Annotated in this window: 8 protein-coding genes; 1 reads left to right on the top strand and 7 read right to left on the bottom strand. The window is 34.9% G+C overall.

Annotation, left to right across the window (positions count from 1 at the left end):
* Positions 1–5: 5 nt before the first annotated feature.
* The 3 genes from CLOST_RS01890 to CLOST_RS01880 all read right to left on the bottom strand — a co-directional run bounded on the left by CLOST_RS01890 (position 6) and on the right by CLOST_RS01880 (position 9,974).
* Positions 6–1,427, bottom strand: a complete 1,422-nt coding sequence (locus CLOST_RS01890) for an S-layer homology domain-containing protein (RefSeq protein ID WP_013360573.1) — start codon at positions 1,425–1,427, stop codon at positions 6–8.
* Between the two features lie 233 nt (positions 1,428–1,660).
* Positions 1,661–4,129: a hypothetical protein gene (locus tag CLOST_RS01885; protein WP_013360572.1), complete on the bottom strand. Its 2,469-nt coding sequence runs from the start codon at positions 4,127–4,129 to the stop codon at positions 1,661–1,663.
* The gene (locus CLOST_RS01880) at positions 4,107–9,974 is read right to left on the bottom strand and encodes an IPT/TIG domain-containing protein (protein ID WP_013360571.1); all 5,868 of its coding nucleotides are present in this window, start codon (positions 9,972–9,974) and stop codon (positions 4,107–4,109) included. Before CLOST_RS01880 ends, CLOST_RS01885 begins: the two co-directional genes overlap by 23 nt.
* Before the next feature lie 553 nt (positions 9,975–10,527).
* Between CLOST_RS01880 and CLOST_RS01875 the strand changes: the two genes are divergently transcribed.
* A complete protein-coding gene (locus tag CLOST_RS01875; protein ID WP_013360570.1) occupies positions 10,528–11,367 on the top strand; it encodes an RNA-binding protein in 840 nt (279 codons plus the stop codon).
* Between the two features lie 102 nt (positions 11,368–11,469).
* On the opposite strand, the gene CLOST_RS01870 is transcribed toward CLOST_RS01875, so the two are convergent.
* Genes CLOST_RS01870 through CLOST_RS01855 form a run of 4 tightly spaced genes read right to left on the bottom strand, consistent with a single transcriptional unit; the run spans position 11,470 to position 13,388 of the window.
* The gene (locus CLOST_RS01870) at positions 11,470–12,384 is read right to left on the bottom strand and encodes a Ppx/GppA phosphatase family protein (protein ID WP_013360568.1); all 915 of its coding nucleotides are present in this window, start codon (positions 12,382–12,384) and stop codon (positions 11,470–11,472) included.
* Positions 12,385–12,396: 12 nt separating this feature from the next.
* Positions 12,397–12,777 carry an FtsB family cell division protein gene (locus tag CLOST_RS01865; protein WP_013360567.1) on the bottom strand — a complete coding sequence of 127 codons (381 nt, stop codon included), beginning with the start codon at positions 12,775–12,777 and terminating at the stop codon, positions 12,397–12,399.
* Positions 12,777–13,019 (bottom strand): RNA-binding S4 domain-containing protein, encoded by a 243-nt coding sequence (locus CLOST_RS01860; RefSeq protein ID WP_013360566.1) that lies wholly within the window; start codon positions 13,017–13,019, stop codon positions 12,777–12,779. Before CLOST_RS01860 ends, CLOST_RS01865 begins: the two co-directional genes overlap by 1 nt.
* Before the next feature lie 60 nt (positions 13,020–13,079).
* Positions 13,080–13,388: an HU family DNA-binding protein gene (locus tag CLOST_RS01855; protein WP_013360565.1), complete on the bottom strand. Its 309-nt coding sequence runs from the start codon at positions 13,386–13,388 to the stop codon at positions 13,080–13,082.
* Positions 13,389–13,395 lie beyond the last annotated feature (7 nt).

Below are 13,395 nucleotides of genomic sequence, written 5' to 3'. Positions count from 1 at the left end.
CCCTTTTAGTAGTTGACTATTCTTTCTCTAAAATCCTCTCTTAGGTCATAGCTGAGGTAGTGAATGTAGTTATTTAGTATGCTAGCTGCTTCTGCTCTAGTTAAGCTTTTGTTCGGTTGGAAGAATCCATTTTCTGTTCCATCGATTAGTCTTAGATTTCTAGCCATATATACAGAATCTTTTGCCCAGTAAGGTATAGAGTAATCGTCTTTGAATCCTGTAGAGTAAGCTCCGTTAGGTGCTAGAGCTTCTACTCCTAGAGCATTTATTAGGATGGTTGCCGCTTGAGCCTTGCTAAGCTCTCCCTTTGGTTCGAACCTATCTTCTCCTACTCCACCCATGATTCCTTTTGTTGCTACTGCTTTTACGTATTTATATTTCTCTGAGTCCATCGCAGTGTCAGTAAATAATGGTTGCTCTTGATTTTTCTTGCTTCTTCTTACTGTGGTTTCTTCCTCTACTATATCTGATACCACAGCTACTGCTTTTGCAAACTCTTCTCTACTGATTGCTAGGGACGGAGCAAAGTTTTTCGCATTTGGCGAGATAGCATTTAATGATGCTAGAATTTTTATAGGTTCCTCTGCCCAGTGTCCGCTAGTATCTCTAAGCTCTGGAACATTTAATCTAGTGAACTTTGGATTGTTTGCAAGTGTAAGCGAATTCGATCCTACTCTACTGTTTATATCATATGAGTATTCCATTACACTTTCATCTTTTTCTGATATCATATATCCGCCTCTAAATGAAATCTGAGTAGGCTGATTTTGTGCATATACTATATCTTTAGTTACATTGTTAGAATTTTTAACTGTGTAACTTCCTTGAATACCTTTTGAATCCGAAGACGATATATAGTAGTTCATGGTTCTAGTTTCAGTATTCCCCCATGCTTGGTCGTAGCCTACAGAGCTTCCTTCCATGTCCACTGTGATATCTGGAGTTTCATCGTCTCCTTTATATACTTTTCTGTAAGCCATGTTTCCTGCGTAGTAGCTGACAGCTGGTTTGTTATCGTAGATAATACTCTGAGTAAATTCAGAGGTCTTATCATCTGCGCTATAAGTCGCATCACCTAGTTTTATTGTTTCCTTAAATGAATCCACTTCAGCTACTTCTACTGTCTGTCCGTAGTTGTCCTGAAGAGTAGCTGTAAGAGAAAGGGAGCGCGAAAGAGTAAATTCTCCAGACGCGTCTTCTAGTTTGTAGGTATATTTTTCTGTTCTTTCATCATCTTTTTCTTTTACAGAGGTTTTTACTGTTCCTTTCATAAGAATTGGTCGTCCTGTCAGAAATACAACTTCCTGATATCCTTGAAGGTTTTCTATTCCTGGGTCGAATCCTCCAAGAGGCTCTGCGTAGGCAGATGATACAGAAAGTGACGATATCATCAGGCCTGCTAAAATCGTTGAAAAAAATTTTTTCATAGTCTACTCCTTTTTTATTCGAATATTATTTCTTTTCTATTTCTATATTCGCTTTTTATTTTATTTCTATATTTTGATTTTATAATTTCGGTTGTTTCCTTAATAGTTATTATCTATTCTATATTTTTAATGCTCATATTTTTATTATACATGTTTTACTTTATTTTTTATAAAGAAAAGTCTCTTCCTTAATATACGTGATGTATATGATAAGGGCAGAGACTTTTCATTTTTTAATCTACTATTATAACTATACCATTATTTTTTCTGGTTGTGTTTTGTTTGTAGACTGCTCTTATTTTTTTGCCTATCAGTTGTTCGGCTGATAACTTAGGTAGTTCTTTGTTTCCTGATATAATGCTTGCTTTTGATATGTCTATAAGCTCCTCTGTCTGCTGAGGCACGAATATTTCTCTTAGAGAGTTATATTTACTTATCTCTGAAAGCGTAAGCGTTTTGGCAGTTATATCTACTGCTTTTACTTTTCCTGTCATGACATTTTGAGTATTTACTTCATCATAGCCTGATTCAGATAGGAAATTTATAGATATAGCTACGTCGTCTTTTGTTACTACATATACCTGTCTATCGTAGTAAACTGGATCTTCATCGTCATATTTACTTCCTTCATATTTGTAATCTCTAAAATCTCTAACTGGAATTTCTTTTCCCTTACCTCTATTATAGTCAGAATCATAAATAGTAGTACTGTCATTGTAGGAAATTCTCGGTCCTTCACTTCTTGCTCTAAAGCTGGCCCATACTGAACCTCTCATTTCATAGTAGTATCTATCGTCTTTATCATTTCCTAACTCTATAGAGTAGTCAAAGATATCTTCAATAGTTCCTCTGTAGATTTTGTATGGATATTCCCTATTATCTGATGAATACTGAGTGTTGTTCATAACTATAAGTGAAGCATTTTTGTTAGTTCCAGACTCAACATATGCTCCTACATCAGCCTGAAGGTTTCCTGGAGCTACTATCCTGCCATCTTTCACTATCAGAGTTCCTTCTGTGTAGTTGATGAGATTCGTCTCGATGTTTAGGTAGCTACCTGGGTAGTCCACCTGAGATATTTCATCTGAGAATGATAAGGCTGAACCTCTTCTTATATTTGCTTTTTCTATTGTAGGATTATTTTGATTTTTTGCTAGTACTGCATAGATTTCTTGACCCTTATAGTCTTTTAGCTTTGCAGCTGTTAGTTTTTTGCTTCCGTCATAGATATCTCCACTTAGCTTTAGCTTTGTGTAGCTAGTATCTGCAGCTACCCATCTATCTCCGTTTAGCTTTGTTACGGATTTAAGTGCTAGCTCTCCTCTTCCTAATGCGTAGCTGTCTATGGTTCCTTTTATTATAGTGTCAACTTGTCTTTGAGGTCCTTCTACCTCTGCTCTAGTCACCATAGGAGCATAGATATCATCAAAGAAAAGTTTTACTCTATCGCCTTCCTTTATATCTCTATAATCAGTTAGCTCACCGTTTCTTAGGATAAAGGTGTCTGGATTTATATAGTACTGCTTATTGTCTGTAAGAGTTACATAGTTTGCAGTTACATCTAGCACTACTCCAGCAATTAGCTTTGATTCTGCTGGTATATAGCCATCTAAATCCGAGTCTCTAGGAACGAAGGTCTTAAGCTCATGTACTAGACCATTTTTGACTGCTAGCTGCATATCTTGATTGAAAATCAAATCCTTTGCTGCTATAGTTCTAGATTTTCCTTGATTGTCAAGCTCACCTTCTACTTCTAGGATTACCATGTTTGGATGAGTTTTATAGGTTCTGATTTGGTTGTTAAAATCCAAAATAGTCAAAGTGTCTCCATTTAGACTTTGAAAAGTTCCATTTATGGTCTGAGCTGTCGTCACTTCTGATATAGCAAATTGAACTTGGTTATTTTTGTAATAAAAAGAGGCTACCTCTCCTTTTGATAGGTTTGTCATGTTAAGAGATATCTGCCCATTTTTTACTACTGGGATATCTTGGTTACTAAGGATGGTTATATAGCCTCCTGTATCTTGCTTTACTGAGGTCGCTATTTTATTTACTCCATCTTCAGTTATAGTTTTTTGGTCTACTATTTCACCTTTTAGCAAGGTGAAGCCTTTCGCTGGAGCTACTAGTTCCTGATTGTTATGAAATAGCTCTGCCGCATCTATTCTTCTAACAGTAGCATTCGGCAAGAGCTTGTACTTAGTTTCTTTTTGAAGACCAGTGCTGAGCCATTTATTAAATTTTTCAGCTGTAGCTAGCTTTGTAAACGGGGTATCTGGTGTATCGCTATACTCAGCCAAATCTACATCTGTTATGATGCCCATCTGAGTAGCCATATCGATATAGCCTGTTCTCCAGTTTGTAGGATTTGGCTCTATCTGTTCACTCATTCCTGAAGCATTCACTACTGCTGCCAGGACATCCATCTCTGTCATAGGAGCAAACGGATTAAATCTAGTGTTTGTCACCGACATAACTCCAGTACCTAGTGCAAAGTAAGGAAGTGTGCTTCCTGATGCATCTGTCACTGTCATTTTTAGCATATTTTCCTGAGGATTAATAAGTCCTCTATATACTGGATATGGTGATACGTCATCATAGGCTGCCCATGAGGTAACTGCTGATGAAAGTATCATGATTAAGCTTAGGAAAAGACCCAGAATACGGGTCTTTTCTTTTTTATTTGTTTGTAAGAAGTACATAGTTTCCTCCTTGAGTGATGATGTTTGACTGCAGTATTGAGAATGTGTCTGCACTTTCTATATATACTGCGTGGTATTTAGGATATGCTGGGGCGTTTATGTTTATAGTAGCACTTCCTGATAGCATAGCTATAGGGGTTACTAGTTTTGGCTGTGCTAGCTCAAAATAGATTCCATATACGTTAGAGGCTTTTTTATAGACTCTAGGTATAGCTCTAGTTAAGCCTTCTTCTACTTGTTTTTCTGCCGCTGATATCTTAAATCTAAATACCGCATCATCTGGTGCATTTCTAAGCTCAGGGGTATTAAGTGAGCTGTAGCTTACTGTCAAGCTCAGATCTTTGTCTGTTATTGTTATAGTTTTGTTTCCTGATTTTATATCTTTTACAGGAATTTGAACGTATTTGGTTTTATTTTTTGCAGTAGTGTTTGAAAGATTGATAGTAGACTCTCTAGTTCCTACAGTGTAATATAAGGTATCTCCTATTACTTCTTGCTTTCCTTGAGTTTCTATTTCATATACTGCATCATCTACTGCATCTACCTTCTCTTTTTCTTTGTAATCTTGACTTTGTCTCAAAGTAGTTTCTCTCACACTTGCAAAGTCTTCTGCTTCTCCGTATTTGTTTAGTACTCTAACTAGTATATCGTAGGTTGTGTCGTATTTTAATCCTTTTATTACATAGGACTGCTCAGTTGTATCTTGTTTTGTATCTCCTACGAAAGTATAGTCTCCGCTTCTACGCTCTCTTACGTAGATTTCAAATTTTTCTGCTGCATTTAGTACGTCTTTGTCTACTTTCCATCTCAGTAGCATTGTTCTTTCAAAGCCTGGTATAGCTTCGATATCTGGCACGTCTGGGACTGGTGGTTTGATGTTGCCTTGTCCCGGTTCAGACATACCAGTGTCTGGATTCACTATTATGATTGAAGTATTTTCAAGAGATTCTATTCCATCAGGCATTTTAAATGTTATTTGGTTAGTTCCTGTAACGGTAACATTCGCGGCCTCTACCCCACCTACAAGATGTGCCTCTTGATTTATCCCATCAGTTGTTACTCCAAGCATACCTGTTACAGATGCATCAGCAGGTTTCTTGCCTTTAGTTTGCTCTGCTCCTATTACTACCTTAGCTCCTGATAGAAAATCTTCTCCAAAAAGTCTTACTTCTGTAGTCGTGTCATTGAAGAATATAGAACCTTCTGTTTTAGAAATTTTAGGCTGAGATACATATGTGAAATCTTTTGGCTCTGAAGTTCCTCCATCTGCATTTACTACCTGTAGCTTTGCTTTCCCAGTTACAGATGGCGGCATAATTACTTTTAGCTCTACAATTTCACCTTGCTCATTTTTAACAGTGCTCTTTAATCCAGCTGGCATAGAGCCGTTTACTGTTATAGTTATTCTTTCTTCTACTTTGTCAGAAATAACTCCAAATTCATCCTTTTCTCTAAAACCTTTACCTTTTATAGTAACTAATGTCCCTCCAGTTCTAGGGCCAACTACTGGAGATACTGTTTCTATTACTGGTTTTGAATCAGCTGCTATATACATGAAGTATACAGGCGGTACGGTTTTTGAAGAAAACCCATTTCCCTCTTTCGTTACCACTATAACTTCTAGAGGTTTTCCAACTTCACCCTGAGTTGCTTTTGGAACAGATACTATCATGTAAGTATAGTCAGGTGATACCGATTCTATTTTTACATCTTTTGTTCCAAACTTCACAGACTGAACATCTTTGAAATTCTTTCCTATTATTTTAACAGTTCCATCAACTGTATAATCTTGAGTTTTTACTTGAACCTTTTTTTGAACTCCATCAATCTCAACTGTTCTTTCTTTGCTACCTTCTAAATCTGTTATAACAGGAGCATCAGTTCCTCCATGGAATTCAAATGGAGCAGTATCAAAAGTACCATCTTGATTTATAACAGTGATAGTAGTCTTTCCTGAAATACTATGGTAAGGGGTAGCAACTACTAATGAAGCTACATTTGTACTGTTGTTTACGGAATAATTTAGTATTTTCCCTAGTCCTCTTCTACCCACTACTTTATTTACCCTACCATCTTGAACTATTTCAAGAGATATATACTCCGTGTTCAGCTTCGATATCAAGTCTGGATTTGAATTCAAAGTAGAGTTTTTATGATAAGCTGGATTTTTCCAGTTTACTCCTACAATTACTTTTTCTCCGACTTTATTTAGAGCTATTTTACCATTATCCGTATTTATTGCATCATTCATTAATACCAGATTCCCATTTTGATCATCATAGTATATTTCAAAATTCTTACCATCAGTTGCTTTCGGCAAATATTTAATCACAATTTTCTCAACATCATTGTTTACTACATCTGAATCATCACCTTTTGGTTTAAATAAACTAAAGTAATCTTCTGTAGATGTAAGGTCCATGAAGTTAGATTTATCACCAAAAGCTACTATTAAATCATTCTTATAAACTCCTTTTGCCGATATCTTAACCTCATCAAAGAACTTTGATGCTTTGAGCATTGAATCATTTTCAATAATCTCTGGTTTTCCTTGATTATATATAAATCCTTTTTCCAGTATAGCAGTACCACCATCTGGATTAATTACCATTACATTCAAAGAACCATCTTGAGCTATGTTCAATGGCTTCGGTGGTATTTTTACTAAAATTCTAGGGAAGCGATGAATTTGACCTAATGTCCCAGGTTCTTCTTTGTCAACAATTTCAACTTTACTATATCCAAAGTATATATCTGGATACTGTAATTCTAAGCTTAGTGCTGAACCAGTAGTAACTCCTAAAAGATTATCTCCTTCTACCCAGAATAAATCTCCTGCATTACCTTTGTTTGTTTTTGGCTGTACATCTTTTTTATAGACGCTTGTTATCTTCATTAAATCAGAATATGTTGGATTGAAATAAGTGAAACCTTCTTTAACAGTAGCAGTTGCGCCACTTTCTTTTTTCTGCAGAGTTACAGGAACCGTATACTGTTCTCCAGCTTTTAACTTAATATCTACTAATGGTGGTACATCAACATAAACTTCAGTAAAGTCAAGATTTGTTCCTATTATTTTAGCTTTTTGACTACCAAAATATACATCTACTCCACCAGAAAAATTGGTTCCTGGCTTTGCTGTGATTGTCGAAGGTATTCCTCCTTTTAAATCTCCATGATCTGGATCTATAGATTGTATTTCTACTACGTCGCCATGTACATCTCTAACTAGAAATGGTAAGCCTTGGCTTCTACTTTTATCCGGATTCTCAACTTGAATGTTATGATTACCTAATGTTGTGTTTTCTGGAATTTGAAATACCATTGTGTTCGAATCTTTTACTATAGCTCCAGATATTGGTTGTCCATCAATTAAAATTTTCGAAGCTGTATTTGGGTCATTATTTTGAGGCATAATAAATCCGATATTATTTATATCATCATTTCTTTTTACAACAACCCAAGTCCCTGCTTGTCCATTATTCGGAATTAATTCCTTTAAAAAAGGACCATTTACCGGTTGAAAATCTAGATTATACGAATCCATTAGGCCTTCTAGTGATATAACTTCTAATCTAGTCTTTCCAGAAATTCCTTTCGGGGTTTTAAGAATTATATAAGCATAGCCACTTCCATCTTCATCATAATCTCTTTTTATAATTCGATCTTTCATATCCATTCCATCAATAGTAACTACTACTTTATCTAAATTAGTAACTGGATAAGATATGAATCTTACTGTTATCTCATTCTCCAAATCAGAGTTTATAACCCTAGTAGGAGAACCTGCATAATATACATTCTCAATATGTGGTTGTTTTTGTTTATCGCTATTTGTTGGATATCTAAAGTCAAAAGTCGGTTCTGATGCTATACTTCCATTATTATTACCAGATTTTTGTATTATCGCAAACCTTGCTTTAAGATCTTTGAATCCATTACCTTCTGTTCCTTGTTGCAATATAAAACTACTAAATTGAGTTACATCTATTTGCGGTGCTACTTCTATTACCATTATTTCTCCAAAACGATTCTGTCCTTGCCCATCTACTACTGTCCCATCAGCTTTTAAGACTTTTATGACTTTTGTTTTGTTTTCTATATCTGCAGCGTCTCTAAAAACAGGCTCCCCTAGTGGTGTCTTAAACTCCTCTGCCAAGGCTTCATTATTTCTTATCTCTATTTTTGGATAAATAGGCTCATATTGATTTGTTACTGGATTTAATTCTCTTCTAACTTCAAAGTTTTTACCTTTTAATCTTAGCATCAAAGGTTTTACATTGTCTTTGTCAGCTGAAGCACTCTGGTCTAAACCCAATGCTCCTAAATTATTATAGTACCCATATAAAGGTTCAACACTTTCCACTGTCGGATTGACAGTAGTACGATCAAATGTATATTTCCCCTCTAATATATCTCTTTCTACTATAGGGGGATATTCCTGCATTCCTACAAGTTTAATGTATGTCTTTGTTTCTACATTTACATCATATGTCTGCTGAACGCTTGCATCTAATCCTTGGGTTTTGAAAACCACACCATCTAGTTTGGGATTTTTACTCATAAAATGAGCTGAATCTATTGGTGTAGGCTCTGTATCTAATATGTTTAATTGTTGAGGTAATGCATTTCTACCTATATACACTCTAACTTTTCTATATATTGTATCTACAGGTTTCCCTCCATAGGTTGTTCCTGATGGAACAATATAGCTGATTAACAGCCATTCTTTATCGTTAGGGTCTGGTCCTATAGTTGTAGAGCTCGGCTTAAACAAAATTTCTCCATTAGGCACAGTTCCATCTGGAACCACGATATCTTCAACCTCGTCTATGTTTAATAAATTTATACCTTTTATTTGAACTAAAGTATTTCCTCCATCAGGACCTTTAGGCGGAAGGATCGAGGCAAGATCAAGCGAACTTCCCCCCTCCATATATCTGAATGCATTTTGTTTTATAGACTCTTCGTTATTATCAAATACATTATATATTTCCATATGAAAATCTTCATTTACGTCATTAATAGAAACTGGTAGGGTATCTACCGTAAGTCCAATTCCTTGTCCTGCTGGATTTTTTACGACAAGAGGGTTTATTGTTTGAACTATTTTTGTAGGATCATCTTTTTTAACTAACCTAACTCGCATAGTGTCTTTAAATATATCTTTATCTAATATAGGCACTGATGTGGCTGCAATCGCTGGGTCTGGGTCGTCAGGGTCAGCATTTGCCATGGCAGTTATGTTAAGTGTCGTTCCTCCTTTGTAAGTTCCTTTTTTGGGAACTACACTCATATAGTCTAATCCATCAAAGGGCTTTTTAATATCTATTACTTTTTCTAGTGTAAATTCATAATAGGACTTTACTTGTACTGTTTGTTCTGGTGATGTATTCGTAGGACGGTAAAGATTCCCACTGTCTTGAAAATCAATTCTTATAGTTATATCTCTACCAAGTCCTGGGTCACCCTTTAAATTATTAATAGTTACTTGATTTCCATCAACAGAATAATCATCATTTTGTCTATTTCCAACTATAAAGAATGAATCTTTTTCATTTATATAGTCACCTTTGTCCTTTAGATTTTGCCCCGAAAGCTTATATGGCTTTCCTAAGTAGCCTTTTCTATCTGACACACTAAGGGTAGGATAATCAGTACCAAATTTTATTTCATATTCTTGTGAACCAATAACATTGCTAGTATTAAGTATATTGTTTGCTAGTATAGGTAAGTTTGCACTGGCGGTATTATCTCCAGAAACGGTAGAGAATTCTACCGAAAAATAACTATCTCCCGCATCAATTTTAGCTTCAGGCAAAGTTCTCAGATTTTTTGTATTCATAATAAACTCAGCCCCTTGTAGGAACTCACCGCTTATATATATACGAGTATATTTACCTTGAACACTTTGCACTGATAAACTCTTTACCAAAGGCTTTTGTGTTGGTGGTGCTGCATAACTATCCATAGGTAAAGAAGTTAGTAAAAATGTAAAAATTAATATCCAAGATAACAATAATTTTCCTTTTGGTTTTTGTTTTGTTTTAATCATGATTTTTGGTGCCCATCCCTTTCTTTTTGCAAATTTATTTTCTAGTTTATTTCTAAGTAACCATCCTTATTTAATTTTCATTATTTTGTTAGATGTAGAATAGTCATAAGTTCATTAGATTAATAAAGTTATATTGACTATAAAGAATTAACACTACAATCTTTTTATATATCGTCTATTATACTGTATGATTTTAGTTTTTGTATTGAATAGATATATAATTGTAATATTTTTTTAATTTTTCTCTATACAAGTGCTACAGGGTTGTAAATATTCTGTAATTGTGTTGTAATTTATAAAGGTTATAATTCAATTAGTGACAATTATAAAGGAGGAGTTTTTTGTGAAGTTATTTAGTTCAAAGAAAAAAATAGCAATAATTGGTACTATGCTTACTACTATGCTAGCAGGAACCATAGCTTATGCTGCTACCCCTATTAAGCAAGATGCATATTATGATACTTTTAAATTAGTGGTAAACGGAACAGAGCAATTTATTTCTGATACGGCTCTTAAACCATTTATAGCAAACAGCAGAGTTTATGTACCGATATCTACACTTCAAAATTTAGGAATAGCCAATGTTCAGTGGACTCCAGCAGCGACAGGACAAGCCGCTTCATTATCAGTAACTCCAAAGGGTGGTACAGCTAGTGGAGAAGTTGCTTTATACCAACAGCAACTAGCAGCTCTAAATACTCAGCTACAAGCTAAAGAATCTGAAATTACTACCCTAAAAGCAGATAAAACCAAGCTAGAAGCAGAAGTTGATAAATTAAAGAGCAGCAGTTCTTCTAGTAGTGGCGATCTTTCAACAAGAGATTTACAAGATTTAGAAGATATTTTGAATGATGATAGAGATTTTGAAGAATTCTATGTTGATTCAACTATTAGAGATATCGGTTTCACTTATGAGGTTGATGAATACAGAGGCGATGTTGAAATTAATATGTACCCAGACATCGAAATAACTTCTTCAATATTATCTACTTTAAAAACTGATAGTGTTGCTAGAGCATTTGATAGTTTTATAGAAGACATCGGAGAAGAAGCTGAAAGAAAATTTAAAGATTCTGATGTTATTATCAATTTATATGATGATAGAGAAAGAAATAGACCGTCTGAAATTCATAGCTTTGATTATGACGGAAGACTACGAGATACTATTAAAGATGCTAGATAAACTAAAAATTGTTGCCGATGGGTAACCATTTTCGAAAATCAAAAGGGACGGTTCTTAGTGATTTAAATCACTAAGAACCGTCCCTTTTGATTTCATTTTGATTTAGTTTTTGTTTTTTGTGTAGACTAGGCCTTCTAGGTTGTCGTATTCGCTTATAAGTATGTCTTTCATTTCTAGGTAGGACATGAGGTTTTTTAGGATGTTTACTCCTGCTGTTATTACGTCCGCTCTTTGAGGCTGTAGGCCTTTTATCATCCGCCTTTCATCTAATGTTTTGTATTTTAGGTCTTTGAATATAGCTTCTACCTCTTCATACATTACTAGGCTTTGATGAACTTTTTCCATATCGTAGACATCTAGTTGCTGTACCATAGCAGATATAGTAGTAGCAGTTCCACCGATACCTATGAGCTTTGTAATAGGGTAGGTTTTGAGGATTGATATGGTGTTTTCTGTTACTGCCTTGATATAGGCATCCATGTTTTCTAGCTCGATTTCATCTACTGGGTCTGATTTTATGAATTTTTCTGTAAGTCTTACTGAGCCGATGTTTTCACTTTTACTAAAAACTATTCCTCCTGTTTTATCCCCTAGGATAAACTCTGTTGAGCCTCCTCCTATATCTAGGATAAGAACTTGGCCTTCTTCTTTTAGGTCAGCTGTTACTCCATAAAATCCAAGTGATGCCTCATCATTTCCAGATATAATGTCTACATTTACTCCAGCTTCGTTTTTTGCTCTTTCTATGAATTCCTCTTTGTTTTTACTATCTCTCAGAGCTGATGTTCCCATGACATATATTTCCTCGCAATCTTCGTGTTTGGCTATTTCAACAAATTCTTTGAGTGCATGTATGTTACGGTCTATGGCTTCTTTGGATATATATCCAAATTCATCTACCCCTCTACCTATTCTGGTTATATTTGTATATTTTTTTCTTTTAGAAAATCCATTTTCATAATCGGTAATAAGTAGCCTCATAGAGTTTGTCCCAATATCTATCGATGCTAGTTTCATTTATTTCACCCCTTAGTTTTTCTTTTTTGTCAAATCTATATATACGGTTTCACCCGGTTTTATCATTCCAAGTTTTTCTCTAGCTTGTTTTTCTATGAACTCTAAGGTATCCATCTGATTAAGTATTTTTTTTGTTTTTTTAAGTTCTTTTTCTTCTTGCTTTATCTGAGTTTCTAATGCCAGTTTTCTTTCCTTTAGGACAGAGATTTCCATTTGTTGCTCTATAAATGTAAATGACAAAGATATCCCTGCCCAAATTAATAGTCCTATGACTACTGCCGATGCAACATCAAAGCTATCAAGCTTTTTTTTAGTTTTTTTAGATTTATCGCTCTTAAAATCCAGCTCTACAACTTTACTTGATTTTGTTTCATCCTGATTTTTGCCTTTCACTACTCAATCACCTCATACAAGGAAGCTGCTTCGTCCTTGCCTACATGTTCTTTTAAATCAAGTACTTTAACTCTTAAAATTTTTTCTCCGAAATGAAGCTCTAGTATATCTCCTATTTTAACTTTAGTGGAGGCTTTGGCTTCTTTGCCGTTTATGAACACTACTCCAGCATCTGAAGCATCTTTTGCAACTGTTCTTCTTTTTATGATACGTGATACCTTAAGATATTTATCTAATCTCATTATAGTTCTCCTTATTTGAAAAGACTACATGGCAAAAGCCCTGTAGTCCTTTTATTGTCTTTATTTCTTTTTAGATGATTTTGCAGCTTTTGTAGCGTTAACTTTTTCTTTTAAGCCTTTTCCAGCTTTGAATACTGGAGCTTTTGAAGCAGGTATTTTAATTTTCTTTTCTGGATCTCTTGGATTTCTTCCTTCTCTTGCTGCTCTTTCTCTTGTCTCGAATGTTCCAAATCCAACAAGTTGAACTTTTTCTCCAGCTACTAATGCTTCTTCAACTGATGCCATAAAAGAGTTTAAAGCTACCTCTGTATCTTTCTTAGTCATGCCACTCTTCTCAGCCATTTTTGCAACTAATTCAGCTTTGTTCATTTGTAAT

The sequence above is a fragment of the Acetoanaerobium sticklandii genome, from assembly GCF_000196455.1.
Taxonomy (GTDB): Bacteria; Bacillota; Clostridia; order Peptostreptococcales; family Filifactoraceae; genus Acetoanaerobium; species Acetoanaerobium sticklandii.
This window is presented reverse-complemented; position numbering and strand designations above follow the sequence as displayed.